16 protein-coding genes are annotated in these 17343 nt (G+C 65.6%); 1 reads left to right on the top strand and 15 read right to left on the bottom strand.

The window, feature by feature from the left end; genetic code table 11:
• Nucleotides 1-267: 267 nt before the first annotated feature.
• From VM054_07395 to VM054_07360, 8 genes are all read right to left on the bottom strand, one after another.
• Complete coding sequence (locus tag VM054_07395; protein HUT98882.1) at nt 268-519, bottom strand: hypothetical protein; 252 nt, start codon at nt 517-519, stop codon at nt 268-270.
• 26 nt (nt 520-545) lie between these two features.
• Nucleotides 546-1277, bottom strand: a complete 732-nt coding sequence (locus VM054_07390) for a DUF3108 domain-containing protein (GenBank protein ID HUT98881.1) — start codon at nt 1275-1277, stop codon at nt 546-548.
• Complete coding sequence (locus VM054_07385; GenBank protein ID HUT98880.1) at nt 1274-2317, bottom strand: glycosyltransferase family 9 protein; 1044 nt, start codon at nt 2315-2317, stop codon at nt 1274-1276. The genes VM054_07390 and VM054_07385 overlap by 4 nt, the downstream gene beginning before the upstream one ends.
• Nucleotides 2318-2620: 303 nt before the next feature.
• Entirely contained in the window at nt 2621-3793 is a 1173-nt protein-coding gene (locus tag VM054_07380; GenBank protein HUT98879.1) for a M23 family metallopeptidase, read from the bottom strand.
• A 31-nt stretch (nt 3794-3824) separates the two neighbouring features.
• Complete coding sequence (locus VM054_07375; GenBank protein ID HUT98878.1) at nt 3825-4502, bottom strand: ABC transporter ATP-binding protein; 678 nt, start codon at nt 4500-4502, stop codon at nt 3825-3827.
• Nucleotides 4492-7956 carry an AAA family ATPase gene (locus VM054_07370; GenBank protein ID HUT98877.1) on the bottom strand — a complete coding sequence of 1155 codons (3465 nt, stop codon included), beginning with the start codon at nt 7954-7956 and terminating at the stop codon, nt 4492-4494. Before VM054_07370 ends, VM054_07375 begins: the two co-directional genes overlap by 11 nt.
• Complete coding sequence (locus VM054_07365; GenBank protein ID HUT98876.1) at nt 7953-8693, bottom strand: sugar phosphate nucleotidyltransferase; 741 nt, start codon at nt 8691-8693, stop codon at nt 7953-7955. Before VM054_07365 ends, VM054_07370 begins: the two co-directional genes overlap by 4 nt.
• A 77-nt stretch (nt 8694-8770) precedes the next feature.
• Nucleotides 8771-9580 (bottom strand): dTDP-4-dehydrorhamnose 3,5-epimerase family protein, encoded by an 810-nt coding sequence (locus tag VM054_07360; protein ID HUT98875.1) that lies wholly within the window; start codon nt 9578-9580, stop codon nt 8771-8773.
• Nucleotides 9581-9737: 157 nt separating this feature from the next.
• On the opposite strand from VM054_07360, the gene VM054_07355 reads away from it, so the two are divergent.
• A complete protein-coding gene (locus VM054_07355; protein HUT98874.1) occupies nt 9738-10076 on the top strand; it encodes a 4Fe-4S ferredoxin in 339 nt (112 codons plus the stop codon).
• Between the two features lie 346 nt (nt 10077-10422).
• On the opposite strand, the gene VM054_07350 is transcribed toward VM054_07355, so the two are convergent.
• The 7 genes from VM054_07350 to mutM form a co-directional block, all read right to left on the bottom strand.
• On the bottom strand, nt 10423-12813 hold the full coding sequence (locus VM054_07350) for a YCF48-related protein (protein ID HUT98873.1): 2391 nt from the start codon (nt 12811-12813) through the stop codon (nt 10423-10425).
• Nucleotides 12814-12987: 174 nt separating this feature from the next.
• Nucleotides 12988-13932, bottom strand: a complete 945-nt coding sequence (locus VM054_07345) for an N-acetyltransferase (GenBank protein ID HUT98872.1) — start codon at nt 13930-13932, stop codon at nt 12988-12990.
• A gap of 128 nt (nt 13933-14060) precedes the next feature.
• Nucleotides 14061-14555: a ferritin family protein gene (locus VM054_07340; GenBank protein HUT98871.1), complete on the bottom strand. Its 495-nt coding sequence runs from the start codon at nt 14553-14555 to the stop codon at nt 14061-14063.
• A 34-nt stretch (nt 14556-14589) separates the two neighbouring features.
• Nucleotides 14590-15120, bottom strand: a complete 531-nt coding sequence (locus VM054_07335; protein ID HUT98870.1) for a ferritin — start codon at nt 15118-15120, stop codon at nt 14590-14592.
• An 85-nt stretch (nt 15121-15205) separates the two neighbouring features.
• Entirely contained in the window at nt 15206-15583 is a 378-nt protein-coding gene (locus VM054_07330) for a desulfoferrodoxin (GenBank protein ID HUT98869.1), read from the bottom strand.
• A 59-nt stretch (nt 15584-15642) separates the two neighbouring features.
• Nucleotides 15643-16098 (bottom strand): ferritin family protein, encoded by a 456-nt coding sequence (locus tag VM054_07325; protein HUT98868.1) that lies wholly within the window; start codon nt 16096-16098, stop codon nt 15643-15645.
• A 166-nt stretch (nt 16099-16264) separates the two neighbouring features.
• Complete coding sequence (gene mutM / locus VM054_07320) at nt 16265-17068, bottom strand: bifunctional DNA-formamidopyrimidine glycosylase/DNA-(apurinic or apyrimidinic site) lyase (protein HUT98867.1); 804 nt, start codon at nt 17066-17068, stop codon at nt 16265-16267.
• Nucleotides 17069-17343 lie beyond the last annotated feature (275 nt).

The following is a 17343-nucleotide window of genomic DNA, read 5'->3' as shown; positions in this document are numbered from 1 at the left end:
GAGGGGGGAGGGGGATTACGGCAGCCCTCACCCTAGCCCTCTCCCACCGGGAGAGGGAAACCGCTGGCCGCCGCTTTCATAAAATAACCCGCCCCTCACCTTAGCTTACGATGACGTAGGGCGGCCCCGTAGGACGAGTCCTCTGCGGGCCGCCGCGGGCCGACCTAAAGGTCGGCCCCTACGAGGGCGGCAGAGATTCAGCCTCTAATAATATGGGAGGGTCCCCGGACCCTCCCGCCGAAATATCAGGTTCCTTCACCGCGCCGGTCAATCGCCGTCGGTCTCCTCCTCGGCGGCCGCGGCTTCCGCGGCGTCACGGGCGGCCTGGGCCTCGGCCAGCTCCTTCTCCCTGGCCTCGAGCTGGGCTTTGAGATCCGCGTTCTCGCTCTCGGCGGTCTCCACCCGTTCGGCGGCGACCTCCTTCTCCGTCTTGGCCGCCTCGTACTCGCCCAAATCCTTCTCCGACGTGCCGCAGGCCGTCAGGAGCAACCCCGGGATAAGCAGGATAAACCACCGCATCCCCGCCTCCTTGCGAATGGTGAACGTCAGCCCTGGATGAATTCCTCCAGCTCGCACCGAACCTCGCCGAACCAGGTCAGGCCGGTGATTTTCACGGGAATCTTGTATTCGTCGTCGCTGACCCAGATGTAAACCTGGCCGTGCTGGCGGAAGATGCCGGTCTCCTCCTCCAGCATGGGCTGGACGAGGAAGCACTCGAAGGTGCCGGCCGGAACGGTGACGGTTTCCTTCTTGATGACCTTGACCTTGACGACCTCGTTCCTCGTGGCGTCGGCGTAGGGGAAACAGAGCTCGGCGCCGACCCGGATGTCCTGGGCGCGGACGTGGTAGAAGGCGGCCAGCGCGTCGCACCCGCTGGCGATTATCCCCTCGCGCACGTCGCCCTCCCGGGTGATGCTGTGGTCCTCCTGGTCGTAGTAGAGGATCTCGTCGGCCGCGTAATCGCCCTCGACGAGGTGCTTCTCGTAGCGCCGCGTGCCGAGAATGCCCACGTCGAAGAGGCTCTCGATGTCGTCCTTGACGTAGAAGAAATCGCTGAAGGCGGTGCTCGAGCGCAGCTCCATCACGAGCTTCAGGCACATGTGCCCCTCGTAGGTGACCCGCTTGACCACCTTCATGACGCAGATGCCGGCCTTGGTGTCGCCGTAGGAGACGCTGTAGATGAGCTTCTCGCCGGGGGCGAAGGGGAGATCGTCCGTGCCGGCGAGGACGGGGAGCGCGAGGGCCGCGACGGCGGCTGCGATACAGAGCTTTTTCATGGCTGACCCTTTCGCATCGGTCGGCGGTTCTCCGGCCTTGGGAAAGAGGGCGGAGGAGTTGGCTCAGTATAGCGGTAATCGGGCCGGGTTTCCAGGTGAATAACGGCCTCGAGCACGGAGCGGGGCTGAATCGCGCCAAGGTCGTCGTCGGGAGCGGGCGGCGTGAGAATCCGCGCCCGGGGGTTCAGCGGGCGCCAGCGGGCGGGGTCGATCGCGGGTTTTCGGTTGAAGAGGGCGACCTGGGGAACGCCGAGGGCCGCCGCCAGGTGCATCGGTCCGGTGCCAGAGGAGACGAAGAGGGCCGCCCCCGCGACGAGCGCCGCCAGGCGGTCCAGGTCGGTCAGTCCGGCCAGGTTGGCGCACGGACCGTTTAGACCGACGACGACGCCCTCCGCCACGATTCTCTCATCCCCGCCGCCCGAGACCACGACGCCGTATCCTCTTTCGATGAGCGTCCCCGCCAGCTCGCGGTAGTGCCCCGGGGGCCACTCGGTGGCCGATCCGCCGCTGCCGGGGTGCAGAACGGCGTACTTTGTGGAAATTCCGAGATTTTTCAATAAATTTCTCATTTCAACGACGGCCTCCGGTAACGGCTTCAGTCGTGGAGGCTCGATGCGATTTACACGTATTCCCAGGGGTCGGAGGAGGGCCAGGGCGAGCGCCGCTTCGTGGGCCCCGGAGCGCCTCCGGCTCAAGAATAACGGCCGATTGTACGCAAAAAACCAGAGACGGCGGGCGTAACCGATTCTCACCGGCACCCGCGCCGCCCAGGCCGCCAGCGGAATCCTGCCGCCGGGACTTGCGACGAGGACCACCCGCGGTCCGTAATCCCGAAGCAGCCCCACGGTCCCGGAAAAACTGACGGGGTCGGGGAGAATTTGAAATCCCGCTCTTCTAAACGCCCATCCGCCGCGCTCACCGGCCAGGACGGCTACTTCGGCTTTCGGGAAATGCGACCGGAGGGCCGCCGCCGCCGGCAGGGTGACCAGGGCGTCGCCCAGGGCGTCGTGCCGGACCAGCAGTATCCGTTCTTTGACCACGGTAAGGGGGGATTACCCGTTTGTTTCGGACCCGATTAGGGATGTTTCCTGTTTGAGGCAAGGGGTTTTACCGGAGGCATAGCTCGCTTCGCTCGGTTCAACCCCTCGTGGAAAAGATCGCGGGGTTTGCGTACGAGAGGCTGAAGCTCATTGTTTTGCGATGGATGCCGGGGGGTGGCAAGATGTTTTACCCTTCATGGGGCTGAAATCCCCGGTCTTGAGGCGGGGCGGGTTTTCATGCCCAACCCCGTCGCTCGCTACGGAGAAGAGGAAAATTCCCCCCCTGACGCCGCAGCCGGCCGCTCATTCGTAGGACAGACCCTCGTTCAAGAGCGTCATGGGGTCCACGGCCCAGGTGGCGAGGCGGACCTCGAAGTGGAGGTGGGGGCCGGTGGCGACGCCGGTCTGGCCGATGGCGCCTATCTGCTGTCCCGCCTCCACCATCTGGCCATCGCTCACCGTCAAGGCGCTCATGTGGTTGTAGAGGGTGAAGAGGCCGCGGCCGTGGTCTATGCAGACGAAATTCCCCCGGATGACGAACTCCCGGGCGATGACGACACGTCCCCGGGCGGCGGCGTACACCGGTGTGCCCTCGGGCAGGCCGCCGAAGTCGGTGCCGATGTGCGACTCGCTCCCACCGGTGGAAAAGTCCCGCTTCTCACCGAAGGGGCTTGTGACGTAGCCGCCCTCCACGGGACGCCGGAAGGGGCCGGGCTCCCAGAGCTGATCCGGGGTGTAAACCGCCACCGCCTCGTTGACCTGGGCCGACTCGCGCTCGATGGTCTCGGCGACCAGCATGCTCCCCACGTGGGGGGCGAGGACGATGTAGCAGGAGGCGAAGTCCCCCTTGTATACGGTGACGTCGAATTCGTCCGTCTCGGCGCGGCCGTAGGCGTCGGCGTAGGTGACTTCCAGGGGGACCGACCCGGGCTCGGCGAAGAGTCGGCAGGCGGCCAGCGCCCGCCAGCGGCCGTCTTCCATCGGGTAAAAGTTGAAGGACCGGTCGAAGAGCTTCCCCTCGGCGCCGGACACCGATCCCGAGAACTCCGCGTCCAGGACGATGGGCTGGCCCTGGACGACCCTCTCCGGCGAGACGGTCAGGCTCTCCAGCACGGCGGGCGGCAGCTCCACGGTGAACACCCGCCCCACGGCGGCCGCGGAGCGGGCGTCGGAGTCCACGGCCACGGCGCTCACCAGGATGCCGTGCTCCCCCGAGCCCAGCTCGAGCGCGATCAGGGGGACGCGGAAGCGGCCGAAACTCTTCAGCTCCACCGCGGGGAAGCGCACCGGGAAATCGTCCACCCGGACGACGACCTCGCCCAGCGCGCCCTCGGGGGCGAGGACGGTGAAGGTCAGCTCGCCGTCCCCGGTGAGCACCTCACCCTCCAGGGGCGTGACCAGGGTTATCTCCGGTGGAAGTATTTCGGGCTGGCAGGCCGCGATGAGGAGCGCGAGCAGGGGGGCGATTAGGGGCAAGGGGTTTAAACCCCTTGTCTCCTCAGCGTTTTTAAGCGACAAGGTGGCCGTCCTGGAGTTCGAGGGCCCGGTCGGCCCAGTCGGAAACCGATGGGTCGTGGGTCACCACGACCGCGGTGAGCCCCCGCCCGGCGACCTGCGCCCGTACGAGGTCCAGCATCTCCCGCCCCGTGGCGCGGTCCAGGTTACCGGTGACCTCGTCGCCCAGGAGCAGCCGGGGCTCGGTGGAGAGCGCCCGGGCCAGGGCCACGCGCTGGGCCTGTCCGCCGGAGAGCTGGGACGGGAGGCTCGGACCCCGGTCGGCGAGGCCCATATCGGACAGGAGCTCCGCCGCCCGGCTCCGGGCTTCCTCGAAGGACAATCCCCGCACCAGGAGCGGCACCGCCACGTTCTCCAGCGCCGTGAGGTGGGGGAGCAGGTTGTACGTCTGGAAGACGAAGCCCACCTCGCGGTTGCGGTAGAGCGAGAGTTCGCCGTCCCCCAGGTCGCCGAGGGACCTTCCCCCGACGAGCACCTCCCCCGCCGTGGGGACGTCCAGTCCGCCGAGGAGGTTCAACAGGGTCGTCTTCCCCGAGCCGGAGGGGCCGGTGAGCGCCACCACCTCGCCGGGGAATATGGCGAAACTCACGTCGGTCAGGGCGTGGACCGTGACGCCGCCCGTATAATCCTTCGCGAGCCCCCGGACCAGGACGTAGGGTTCAGGCATCATCCGCTCCACCCAGTTCGGCCCGCGCCAGGTTCATCACCTCGTCCTGGGGCGGCTGCGAGTCCGGGACGGGGTTCTCCTCGGCCAGCCTCATAAATCGTCGGGCCGATTCCGCGTCGCCCGTTCGCGCGTCGTAATAGGCCCGGATAGCGTACACAAGCCCCTTCTGGTTGTCGAAGTCGTGTTCCTCGTAAAGTCTCAGGGTTTCGTCCAGAAGCTCCCCGGCCTCCTCCGGCCGACCGATGCGAACGAGGTGGTAGCCGAGGAGCGACGCCGTCCGTGCGACTCGGGGGATGTTCTTCGTCCTCCGCGCGAAGTGGAGGCTTTTCCCGAAATCCCGTATCGCCCCTTCCCCGTCGTTCGACCTGACCTCGATCTGTGCCAGGTTGAACAGCGCCAGGCTGAGCCCCGGATGGTAGCCCATCGCCTCGTACTCCTCGGCGCAACGGTGCAGGATTGCCAAAGCCTCGTCGAGCCTCGACTCCGCGGCGAGGACGCTGGAAAGGTTCAACTGGTTGTCGAGGGTGAGGGACCGGTCGTCGGTTCTCTCCGCCAGCTCGATGGCCCGGCGGAACTGGTGCTCCGCTTCTTCCATGCGGTGCAGATTCCCGTATAGGACGGCCAGGTTTCCGTGGACGAAGGCCATGGCTCGGATCTCCTCGTCGGTGCGGGGGTCCGGCAGGAGCGCGGCCGCCCGTTCGACGATTTTCGCCGCCTCGTCAAACCGTTGGGCGAACATGTCGGGGTAGGAGCGGATCGGCGCGATGGATATTTCGAGGAACGGATCGTCCCCCGCCGCCTCTTCGGCCCGTTCCACCCAGCCGGATATCTCCGGGATTTGGCCGAGTCTCAACAGTGATTGAACGGCGAGGCGGCAGACCTTTACCGCGAGGCAGGATTCGTGGAGCTCCATCGAACTGGCGAAGGTTTCCTCGAGGAGGGGCAGCGATTCGTCGGACCGTCCGAGCAGGGAGAGGAAGTCGGCCAGCGCCAGACGGGCCAGGTTCGCCAATACCGGGTCGTTGATCTCCCGCGCGATTTCGAGGGCTCGTCTCGCTTCGTTCTGCGCCTGCGCGTAAGAGCCGTAGTTCTTCTTGCTCTCGGCGCTTTTCAGAAAATACCCGGCGGCCTCGGGCAGACACCCGGCTCGCTCGAAGTGCACGGCTATCTCGCCCGGCGGCTTCTCCATGTCCACCATCGCCCGGGCCACGTCGTGGTGGAGCTTCTTCCGTTGCTCCACCAACAGGGACCGGTAGGTGACCTCGCGAACCAGGGAGTGGCGGAAGAGGTAGGCCAGCTCCTCCCTGGAGTCGCGCACGGCGAGCCCCGCCGATTTACCTGCGGGCGCTGTTACGGCTTCGCCCAGCGCCTCGAGTCGGCCGGGCAGGAGGGCCTCGATCAGCCTCTCGTCGAAGCGCTGGCCGATGACGCTGGCCACGCGGAGAATTTCCGCGGAGGCCGGGCTCAGGCGGTCCACGCGGGCGAGGATGGTGGCGAAGACGTTTACGGGCAGCCGCTCCGGGATGTAACCGCCGCCGGCGACCCATCTGTCCCCGCGGCGCACGATGAACCCCCGCTCGATGAGGTCCAGCACTAGCTGCTCGAGGAAGAAGGGATTGCCCTGGGCCTGTTCGAGGACCCACAGGCGTATCTCCTCTTCCAGCGGGAGCCCGTCCAGGAGCTCGTCGCCTATGTGCCAGACTTCGTCGCCCAGCTCCCCGAGGACCATTTCCTCGGCTCCCAGACTGAAGAACGGTCTTCGAGCTATCTCGGCAAAGCGGCCCTCCCCGCGGGCCGAGGCCACCAGCACCGGCCCGTCCGTCCCGCCGCACGCCTTGAGTGCGGCTTCCAGCATGGCGCAGGAAGATTCGTCGGCCAGGTGGAGGTCGTCAACGGCGAGAAAGAGGCCGTCGCCGGCGAGTTTTTTCATCAGGTCGGCGATACTTTCCACGAGGCTGTTCTGTACGACCTCCGGCGCGTATCCGGAAATGACCCGGTGCTCCGATTCGAGGTGGAACACGAGGGCGCCGATGACCGTGCGCCAGCGGCGGCGGTCGAGGACCGACTTCTCGGGCAGTTTATCCTCGAAGAGGGCGTCGAGCTTCTCGGTGGTCGAGGTGGGGGTGTCCGTTTCCAGGACGCCGGCCAGGTTTTCGAAAATACTCTGCAACAAGCCGAAATCGCGGTGCATCTGGTCAACCTGTCCCGCGACGGTGCGGTATCCTGCGGCCCGGGCGCGGTTCTCCGTTTCCGTCAGGAGGCGCGATTTGCCGATTCCGGCGTCACCCATGATGTAGAGAACGCCCGAGCCTTTCGCCAGGAGGCGGTCCACCCGCGACAACTCCTCGCGGCGACCGACCAGCTCGTACCGGAGCCGGGTCGGCTTGAGCCCGCCGAAACTCCCCAGGGCCAGCCAGGCGGTGACCTCGCCGGCCTTTCCTCTGACCCTCTTGCGCCAGGCCAGCTCGAGGTTGACGTCCGCGCTGCAGAGTCGGCACGTATCCTCGGAGACCAGGACCTGCCCCGGACCCGCGGCCTCGAGGAGCCGGGCCGCGAGGTTCACCGGGTCGCCGATGGCGGTGTACTCCCAGGCCGAGGCGCCGCCCACGGGGCCGACGTAGACGTATCCGCCGGCCACCGCCGCGCCCGTCAGGCCCAGGTCCCGGACCAGTTCCAGGGCCAGGTTCACCCCGCGCCGGGGGTCGTCGTCGTGGGCCCGGGGGGTTCCCAGGAGCGCGAGCACCGCCTGGCGCTCATCGAAGGGGACGATTTTCGCCAGCAGCGCCTCGTGGCGTTCGCACACGCGATGGGCCTTTATCACCAGCTCGTCGAGGTCGTCCGGCGTCGTGGACCGGGGGAGGAGGGCGAAAACCGCCGTGGTGGGACGCAGTCCGGCGCGGTGCGGCGGCGGGGCGGGACGGTCGGACAGGAACCCGGCGACGTCGCCCCCAGACGTACCGCGGCCCCCGCCGTGGAGGACGGCGTACTCCCCGGGACCGACGAGCCTCTCCGTCCGCGAGACCTTGGCCACCGCGTCCCCGATGAGGACGAGATGACACCGGTCCGGCCCGACACGCCACAGCTCGAATTCCATCTCACGGGCGGCGACGAGATCGGCCTCCAACCTGTACCGCCGGTTACCGAACATCTGTTCGCCGAGCCCCGCCACGCGCCGGAGCATCCTGCGGCAGGCCCGTTCTCCGGCGTCGGCGTTCTGGAAATACGCCCAGTAGGCGTCGCCGCCGAACTGGAGGGTGTGGCCTCCGCCCTCGGCCACCTCCTCGGTCAGGGCGCCGAAAAAGGCGTTCAAAAGCCCCGTGAGGTGCTCGTTGCCCTCGGGGCCCAGTTTGGTGAGCTCTTCGGTGAGGGGGGTGAAGCCCGTGACGTCCACGAGGCAGAGCAGGCCGCCGTCGGCCCGCCAGAGCCTGTCGGCGCCCGTAGATGAAGTCTCGGTCATGGGCTTCCGCCCTCGCCCGCACCCTCGCGGCGGACGAGCTCGGTGGCCCGGAAGAGGGACTCGAAGGTCCCGGCGTCGGTCCACCAGCCGTCCACGAACCCGTGCTCGAGCAGGCCGCGCTCCAGGTAGGCGTTGTTCACGTCGGTGATTTCCAGCTCGTTCCGGGCGCTGGGGGAGAGGCCGCGGATGGTTTCCCACACCAGGTCGTCGTAGAAGTAAATGCCGATGACCGCGTAGGGGCTGGCCGGCTTCTTTGGTTTCTCCTCGATGCGCAGAATCTTACCCTTCCCGTCGAAGACCGGCACCCCGAAACGCGCGGGGTCGGGTACCTCTTTCAACAGAATCCTCGCCCCGCCGGGCTGCGCCTCGAAGGCGCGCGCCTGGTCGCCGATCCCGCGCTGGAGAAGGTTGTCCCCCAGGATCACGCACATCCTGTCCCCGCCCACGAAGTGCTCGCAGAGCCCCAGCGCCTCGGCGATGCCGCCGTGGCCCTTCTGGTAGGTGTAGTTGAGGTGCTCGAGGCCGAGCTCGTGACCGTTGCCCAGAAGCTCCAGGAACCCGCCGGCGTTCTGGCCGCCGGTCACGAGCATTATCTCGGTTATCCCGGCGCTTATAAGGGTCTCCAGGGGGTAGTAGATCATCGGCCGGTCGTAAACCGGGAGGAGGTGCTTGTTCGTGACCCGGGTCAGGGGGTCGAGGCGGGTTCCGAGGCCGCCGGCCAGGACGATGCCCTTCACGCTGCCCCTTTCGCCAGAGGCGCTACTTCGTTTACGGCTGCGCCGTCGCAGATACGCCGGGGGCGTTACTTCGTTTCTCAGCCGTCCACGCGGTTCCAATCGAAGGGGATGTCGTTCGAGTGGGGGTCGAGGCGCTGTTCGTCGGGGTCCATGTAGTCGTAGGTTTTGGTGGGGATGTTGAGCACCAGGGCCGGTTCGGGACCCAGGGCGGCGAAGCCGTGCTGCACCCCGGCGGGTATGAGGACGAGCCTGGGGCACAGGTTGCCGATGACGAACTGGTTCACCGAGCCGTGGGTGGGGGAGCCGGGGCGCCCGTCGTAGAGCACCAATCGGGCGGTGCCGCAGATGCACGAGAAGCGGTCGGTCTGAGCGCGGTGCGCGTGCCAGGCCTTGACCACGCCGGGATAGACGCAGGTGACGTACGCCTGGCCGAAGGGAGCGTCGTCGCCGAAGAAGCCGAAGTCGTCGGCGCGCAGAATCTCCATCAGGTAGCCCCGGGCGTCGGGGAAGATGCGCAGCTCCTTGACCAGCACCCCCTCAATGAGCTCGCGGTCCACCCGGTGGTCGCCCTTCTTCGCCTCGACGGGGCGGGTGGCTGGCTCCGTTTTTGCCGGGGCATTACTCGCTTCGCTTAGTTTTACCGACGGTCCACCGAGCGTCTGGAGGATTTTCTCCATTTTCTCGGCGGTGGAGTAGCGGACTTTCGGCTCGGTGGAGTACAGCAGCCGGCGGATGGTCGTGACCTTCAGACCGCTCTTCAGTCCGATTTCCTCGAACACGCTCTTCCAGAAGCGGGGGTTCTGACCCCGGTTTTTCGCTATCAGACGGCACCGGTCGCGAATTTCGAAGGCCATCCGTTTGACTTCTTGCACCGTTACGTTCTTCATCCAACCCCCAGTCAATGCGGGCGTGAGACGCTCGTCGAACGACGTAACTATAAAACAGCCGCCCCTTTTGGTCAACAAGCGGAACCTTGCCCCGTGGTCCACGGTGAGCTAGAATAACCTTAGGTTTACGGCTTCGCCGTCGCAGATATGGAGGAGTATGCCCGCGCACGTGGACACAAGGCTCTGCGACGGCTGCCGGGAGGCGGCGGTCATCCGTTGCGAGGCGGTCTGCCCGGGGGACCTCATGGCCGTGGATCCGCAGACGCTCAAGGCTTTCTGCCGGAACCCCTTGGATTGCTGGGACTGCTGCGCCTGCGTCAAGGCGTGCCCCACGGGGGCCGTCACGCCGCGTCTCGCCTACGCCCTGGCCCTCTTCGGCGGGGAGGTTTTATACGAAGGCCGCCCGGACGGCTGCCGCTGGACCTTTGCCGACGCCGGAGGAGAGGAGACCTTCGATCTGCCCGCGGACGAGGCTCGCCCTACCGGGTGGAAGTGAAAGCCGCCCCCGACCGGGGCTTTTTTTGGGTTGGCCGCGTCAGATTACTTTGGGGGGAAACCGGGGTCAAGGGGATGCGATGATGTAGAGGCGGGTCTTCAGACCCGCCCGCGGGCCGACCTGAAGGTCGCCCCCTACGAGGATGGTGCTCAATTCAACACGTCCACACGGGTGAAGTCGTGGATACAAACGGACGGGCCTTAAGGTCCGCCCCTGAGTTTGGACGAGGGGCTTCAACCCCTCGCGCGTATCTACAAGGGGTTAAAACCCCTTGTCTTATCGGCTCGGTTTATCACCTCGTGCGCTTTAGTATGGCGACCATCTTTTAAACGCCGACCGCCCTCAGCTACCGCGTCACGACCAGCCGGGTGCCGAAGACCCCGTCCACGGCGGTCAGCCGGCAGTGGTAAACCCCCGGCTCCACGCCGTCGGTGGACCAGACGACCGCATGCCGCCCCGCCGCGAGCTCCCCCTCCACCAGTGTCGCCACCCGCCGTCCCGCGAGGTCGTACACCGCCAGAACGACGTTCTGCGTCGTGGCGAGCTCCAGGATTAAGGTCACATTTTCGCCCAATACCGAGGGGTTCGGGTAGGCGTCGTGGAGGGCGGTGCGCCCATCGGCCCGGTCCTCGCGGCGGACCTCGACGGGCCCGAAATCGTTCCGGACGCCCGAGGTCTCGATGACGGTGAGCCGGTACTCGTAAACGGTCTCGGTCTGCGCCCCGCGGTCGAGGTAGCGCGAGCTCTGCGGCGGGAGGAGCGCGTCATTCAGCAGGGTCCAATCCGTGGAGTCCTTCTCGCGCCGGTGAACCTCGAAACCGGCTGGGAAGTCGCCCCCGAGCACCCAGGCCAAAAGGACGCCCTCTTCGGTGTTGCGGCCGGTGAAGTCCACGAGCTCCACCGGGGTGAAGTCGTCGTAGAGGAGGCGGCAGTTGATCTCGCCCACGGCCCAGCCGTGGCCGTAATCGGGCGCGTCCTCCCAGAAGTAGACGTCGTAGATATCCAGCCCGTCGTCGGAGGCCCCGTTGTCCTCGAAGACGTAGCTCACGCCGCCGTTCGTTGAGGCGTATATGTACCCGTCGTCGCCCACGACCCAGCCCTCGTCCTCGTTCATGAAAGATACCGACTGGTAGTCCACGTCGGCCAGGCCGTGGACCTCGCGCCACTGGGTTCCATCCGAGTAGAGGTAGTACACCTGCCCGCCCTCGCCGACCAGCCAGGCCTTGCTGTCGCTCTGGACGTCCACACCCAGCATGTTGCAGTCCGCGGAGGAAAGGCCCGTGGAGAAGCGGGTCCAGGCGCCCGCCGTCTTCCGGTACACGATGGCGAAGCTGCCGTCGGTCTCACCCGCGGCCCAGCCGTTGTTCAGGTCCCGCATGGCCACGGAGTAGAAGTTGAAGTTGGCGCCGGTCGAATCCTGCGTCCACGAGGCTCCGCCGTTGGTGGTGTAGTAGATGCCGAGGTTGGCCCCGCAGACGAACCAGGTATTCGCGTCGAGGACGTCTATCCCGTACCAGTTGCGGTTGGGGAGGTTGCCGGAGACGTCGGTCCAGCTCGCGCCGTTGTCGGTGGTCTTGATGACCGTGCCGCCCGTGCCGCAGGCGACGAAGTCGTCGGAGACGATGTGCCCGATGTCCGTGAGGTTGTTCGCAACGCCCGAGCGGCCGTAGCCCCAAGTGCGCCCGTGGGTCCAACTGTTCGTGACCAGCCCGTACTGGCCCACGGCCACCACGAAGGCGGGGTAGGGGCCGTTGCCGGCCACCCCCTCGAGCCGGTTGCCCACCCGGTAGACCCAGTTCCAGGCCGTGCCGTTGGTCGTCCCCAGGATGGTGTAGAGAGACCCCACGGCGATTATCTTATCGGCGTTCAGCGGGGGGGACACGCCGCTCAGGGGATTGTAGAAGAAGGGATTATCGAGATCGTTCCAGGTGGCGCCGCCGTCCGGGGAGTGCAGCCCCACGCCGTTCTGCCCCACGGCGTAGACGTGAAAATTCCCGCCGTCCAGGATGACCGAAACGCCGTTAAGGGTCGTGGAGACACCCGAGGATTGGGGGCTCCAGTCGTCGCCGCCGTTGGACGTGGCGTAGATCGCCCCCCCGTCGCCCACGGCCCAGGCGTAGTCCACGCCGTAGGTGCACACCGACCGGAGACCGGGGGACACGTCGAGCACCTGACCCCAGGAGGAGCCGTTCCAGCGGAAGACGCGCCCGCCGGTGTCCACGGCCAGGCCGAAGACGGACGAGTACATGGCGATGTCGTAGAACTCGTAGCCGCCGGCGAAGTACTGGCTCGTCCAGGTGTCGCCGCCGTCGTTCGTCCGGGCGATGTAGGAACCGCCGCAGGCCCAGCCCGTGTTCTGCGTCGGGAAGTCAATCCCCCGCACGTTGGTCATGTTGGGGGGTTGGCTCGTCTGCGTCCAGTCCAAGCCGTTGACGGTCTTGGCCACCACCCCGGCGCCGCCCGCGTAACCGTGGCTGCCATCAACCAGGCTGACGCAGTAGAGGTTGGCGGAGATGGAAGACGTCAGGGGGTTCCAGCTGCCGCCGGAATTGGGGGAATAGACTATCAGACCCGAGTCCCCCACGCAGTAGAGCCTGGTGTCGTAGCGGTCCACGTCGTTGATGTCCGTATCGTCCCAGCCGCGGCGGTAGAATGTGTCCCACCACCAGCCGAGCGCCTGGGCGGAGAGGGTGAGGGCCGTTAGCAAAAGGATGGCGCAAATGAATCGGCGAGACATGACGCCCCTTTACGTGGAATTGATCCGAGCCGGTCAATCACCGGTTCGGATGACCCTCGAGTGAAAGGCGCACCCACACAACCCTGCGATTCGGGACGGGTGCGCCCTTATCCATAACGAAGGCCTTTTTCCCTTTAAAAGCTGACACCCTCCCGTAACACTATAAATATAGGCCTAAATACCCTGAACGTCAAGGCGATATGCCATTTCATTTTCCGTGACCCGGTAGCCCAGTGAGTCGTAGAGGGCTGCGGCGCCCTGGTTGGATGCGCCGACCTGCAGGGAGCTGCCGGCGAATCCGGCCGCGGCGTAAGCGGTGAGGGCGTGCGACAGGAGCAACCGGCCCAGCCCCCTGCCATGTTGGGACGGGCTGACGGCGAGGCTGACCACGAAACCGAGTGATTCGGTTTTTTCCCTCTCCTCCACCGTGGAGACGATGAAGCCGGTCAACGTCCCGTCCCGCCGCCGGGCCGCCAAGTTTCCCGCGGGGAAGGGTTTACCGAATCTTCCCGCCAGGCAGCCCTCGAGCATCGTCTCCGATTCGAAGGGATCGGCCAGGGCGGGATGGACGAGGGCGTCGGGCGAGCCGTGGAAGGCCGCGGCCTGGATCAGTGCCAGCACCCGCAGGTCATCGGGGCGCAGGCGACGGACGGAGTGTCCCTCGATGGTCGGCGGTCGGGAGAGCCCCGCTTCCCGGAACAGGAGCACCCTTCGTTCCCGGGGGACGAGGTTCCAGCCGACGCGCTGCATGGCCGGACCGAGCTCTCCCGGCGGCGGGCTGAGGGTCGCCCCCGAGGCCAGGGCGCGGCTTTCCCCCCGAACCAGTCTGTCCAGGAGCGCAATACCACCCTCGGCGTTGTTGTGGCGCCCCGCCAGGTAGAGCATGTTCACCCGGAGGCCGTCGCCCTCCGGGATCCCGCAGGCGAAGCCGACGATTTCCGTGCCGTCGAGCGCCAGGGACCAGCGCCGGTCCCCGGGCTCGCTCCAGGCGCCCATGAGTATCCGCCGGAGCCCCTCGACGGAGCGCCCCAGCCGCGCGCCGAAGTAGCGCTCCGCCGAATCGAACAGCCCGTCCGGCGGGGGGCCGGAGTAAAGCTCTCTGGGAACGTAAACCAGCATGTTGAAGCGGTATTATACCCCGAGGCGCGGGTTTTATTAAGCGCCTTTGCCGATCGCCCGTTCGGGGATGAGAAGAGCCGAGGAGCGCACCCTCGGCTCACGACGTCGGGGAATTCGAGAGCGACGACCTAGTGAAGCTCCGCCAGCCTGGCCGAGAGCGTGTTCACGTGGCCGATTTCCTCCCCAATTATCCAGTCTATCTTGTCCCGGCCCCACCGCTCCGGCGTGGCCCGTTTCAGACCCACGTAGAAGGCGATGGAATCGCGCTCCAGGCCGATGGCGTAGCGGAGGACCTTCTCCAGGGGCTCCTTCCCGGTGAGCACGTCGGCCGGCTCGACCTTCGTGTCGAAGACGTAGCCGCCGGCCATGGCCTGGAGGTAGAGGACGGCCTGGTTGTCCGGATCGAAGACGGCGGCCGCCCGGTCCTTCTTCGTCAGCTTCTCCCGCAGCTCGCGGAAGGTTTTTCCGTGCTCGTCCTCCATGACGGCCAGGTCGTGGAGCATGCCCTTCGTACCGGCGTCCTCGAAGCCCAGGGCGGCCTTGCGGTAGAAGGCGGCCCCGTTGCGCTCGATCTGCTCGGCCAGCTCGTAAATCTCGTCGGCGGAAAATCTCGTGATACTCATCGCCCCACCTCGGGGAAAATCGGTTTCGTTTGTACTACTTCGCTGCGGGTACGATGCCCAACAGAATCGGCGCCGGGATGATCCGGGCGCTCATTTCCTTGTCCAGCATCAGAAGCCCCTGACCGTTGCCCTGGACCAGCTTCGTCTTCTCCACGTTGGCGGTGGCGTTGTCCTCCTCCTCGATCTGCTCGTTGACGAACCAGTCCAACAGGGGCCGGGTGGCGTGGTCCTTCGTTTCGACGACGGCGTCGTAGATTTTATAGATGGAATCGGAGATGAAGCGCTCGTGCTTCAGGGACGCCTCGAAGGCCGCCAGGGGGCTGTCCCACTCCACGGGCGGCTTCTCGATGGCCTCGAGGACCACCCGACCGCCGCGCTCGAGGATGTGGTTGTAGAACTTGAAGCCGTGGATGACCTCCTCCTGCGCCTGGGCGTTCATCCAGTGGGACATGCCGGGGAGGTTGTTGGCGGCGAAGTAGGCGGCGATGGCCTGGTAGAGATAGGCCGAGTAGAGTTCCTTGTTTATCTGCTCGTTCACGAGCTTTTCGACTTTGGGGTTCAACATCTCGGTTTCTCCTAAGACAAGGGGTTTAAACCCCTTGTTTAAGGGGCCGGTCGGTGCATCCGGTTTCCCGTGAATTCGCTCGTTGTCAGGACTTCCACAGGCCGTGGACGTTGCAGTACTCGCGGGCCCACACCTCGGCATCTCCGTAGTAGCAGAAGTGGGCTTTGGGCTCGTCGCCTGGTTTCAACCACTTGCGCATGACCTTCTCCCCGGCGTGGAGCTCGATCCACTCGATGTAGTGCTCGGGGATCATGGGGTGCAACGTGCTGCCCACGGTCACGGTGTAGCCGTCGGCGTCCTTTTCGATGACCGGCACGTGCTTCTCGGTCTTGTAATCCGCCGTCTTCTCCTCCATGAGCTTCATCGGCTGGCCGCAGCAGACCAACTCCCCCTCGCCGCCGTGGACGATTTCCACGACGTTGCCGCAGACCTCGCACTTGTACACCTGTCGTAATTGTCTCATCTCGCGTTCCTTTTCGGTTGAGCGCCGGAGAACCGACGCGCTGTTCCCGGTTAACGGGGCTACCCCCCGGATTCCAGGAGGTCGTCGTACTCGATCTCGAAGCGCAGCTTGTGCTTCGCCTCCTCCTGGGCCAGGGCCAGGAAGGTGTTCTTCAGGCCCGCGTCCGCCACCGCCCCGGCGAGGTCGGTGTAGAGGAGGAAGGCCTTTTTCTCCTTGTGCATGGCGACCTGGAGCGCCTCCTGGTAGTCCATCCGCGGCTTTATCTCCGCCTCGACGATGTAGTCGGAGAGCTTCAGGTCCTGAATTTTCTGCTGTGCGGGCAGGAGGGTTTTACCCTTCTTCACCGCCTCGAGTTTTTGCCGGTGACCGGCCTCCTCCTTGGCGAAATCGGTAAAGACCTCCTGCATCCAGGGGCGCTTCACCCTCCCGGCTAGATCGGTGTAGAAATCGTGGGACTCGATCTCCCTCTGGATGGCGAAATCGAGGGCTTCGTCGGCGGAAGAGAATTTTTGCAAGGCGTCTCCTTCGGCTTGTCCCGGTTTTTCCCCGGTCGGTCATAAGTTACACTTTGATTTTACAGGCGTGGGGCGGGCGGGTCAAATCGCAAAATCACTCATAACCGGTCGGGATGCTTTTGAATTCGGGAAAAGTATATCAGAAATGTCGCATAATCCCAAAAAATCAAACCTGGCAAGCGGGACAGAAATACGTGCTCCTCTGCTGCTGGACGATTCTCGTTATCCGGACGCCGCAGCGTTGGCAGGCCCCGTTCTCCCGCCCGTAAACCCGGAGGTGGCTCTGATGACCTCCCGGTTGTCCTCGACCGTCTCTGTAATCGGAGAGTGTCGTCCCGCGGTGCTCAATCGCCTCGGTGAGGACGGCGCGGATCGCGTCCAGGAGTTTTACGCGCTCCCGCGGCGTCAGTTCCGAAACCGGGCGGTCGGGGCGCAGGCCCGCGGCGAAGAGTATCTCCGAGGCGTAGATGTTGCCGATGCCCGCCAGGCGGTCCTGGCGCAGGAGCCAGACCTTCAGCGACTGCCGGCTTCCGGCGATGAGCTCGGCGAACTTTTCCGGGGTGAGGGTGGGGTCGAGTGGCTCCACGCCGGCGGGCTTCGCGTCGCTCAGGGACTCGAAGAGCCTGACCTCGCCGAGGCGGCGGAGGTCGTGGAAGAGGAGGCGGCCGTCCTCCAGAGAGATGACGGCCCGGAGGCGTTTGCGGTCAAAATCCGCCCCGGTCGGCGACCAGGTCAGTCGGCCGGTCATGCGCAGATCGAAGCGCAGGCAGGGGCGGTGGTCGTCACCCGTTTCCAGCTCCACGACCAGCCGCTTCCCGGCCCGCAGAACCCTTTTAACCTTCGTTCCAGGCAGACTGGAAGCGTCGAGCGCCAGGCGGGCGTCGAGCACCTCGACGCGGACCACGCGTCTGCCTTCCAGAAGGGGGGCGAGCTGGCGGGCGATGGTTTCGACTTCGGGCAGTTCGGGCACCCCGCCACTTTAGCACAGGTCGAGGCGATAAAAAAGAAGACTAGGGTGTTCCTTTGGTAGCCCTTATCCTTGATCCCTCTACCACAGCGATAGGGGGAGCGCGGGCCTACGAGGTTGATGCGCGATTCACACCTTAGCCGTAGGGGCGGGTGTCCACACCCGCCCGTTCGTTGCATCGGAGTGACTCAAAAGTAGGGCGGGGATTTTAATCCCCGCCGCGTTTTTTATAAGGTGGCCCTCACCCCCATCCCCTCTCCCGGAGGGAGAGGGGGGCC

This window comes from bacterium (assembly GCA_035528375.1).
GTDB lineage: Bacteria > RBG-13-66-14 > RBG-13-66-14 > RBG-13-66-14 > RBG-13-66-14 > RBG-13-66-14.
Note: the sequence above shows the minus strand (reverse complement) of the source record. Positions and strands in the feature narration are given on the sequence as shown.

Bases quoted from the DNA above. Each gene is read 5' to 3' on its own strand.
- VM054_07395 (HUT98882.1), bottom strand. From the start codon at position 519: ATGCGGTGGTTTATCCTGCTTATCCCGGGGTTGCTCCTGACGGCCTGC.
- VM054_07360 (HUT98875.1), bottom strand. From the start codon at position 9,580: ATGAAGAACGTAACGGTGCAAGAAGTCAAACGGATGGCCTTCGAAATT.
- VM054_07335 (HUT98870.1), bottom strand. From the start codon at position 15,120: ATGTTGAACCCCAAAGTCGAAAAGCTCGTGAACGAGCAGATAAACAAG.
- VM054_07345 (HUT98872.1), bottom strand. From the start codon at position 13,932: ATGCTGGTTTACGTTCCCAGAGAGCTTTACTCCGGCCCCCCGCCGGAC.
- VM054_07330 (HUT98869.1), bottom strand. From the start codon at position 15,583: ATGAGACAATTACGACAGGTGTACAAGTGCGAGGTCTGCGGCAACGTC.
- VM054_07390 (HUT98881.1), bottom strand. From the start codon at position 1,277: ATGAAAAAGCTCTGTATCGCAGCCGCCGTCGCGGCCCTCGCGCTCCCC.
- VM054_07350 (HUT98873.1), bottom strand. From the start codon at position 12,813: ATGTCTCGCCGATTCATTTGCGCCATCCTTTTGCTAACGGCCCTCACC.
- VM054_07340 (HUT98871.1), bottom strand. From the start codon at position 14,555: ATGAGTATCACGAGATTTTCCGCCGACGAGATTTACGAGCTGGCCGAG.
- VM054_07375 (HUT98878.1), bottom strand. From the start codon at position 4,502: ATGATGCCTGAACCCTACGTCCTGGTCCGGGGGCTCGCGAAGGATTAT.
- VM054_07355 (HUT98874.1), top strand. From the start codon at position 9,738: ATGCCCGCGCACGTGGACACAAGGCTCTGCGACGGCTGCCGGGAGGCG.
- VM054_07370 (HUT98877.1), bottom strand. From the start codon at position 7,956: ATGACCGAGACTTCATCTACGGGCGCCGACAGGCTCTGGCGGGCCGAC.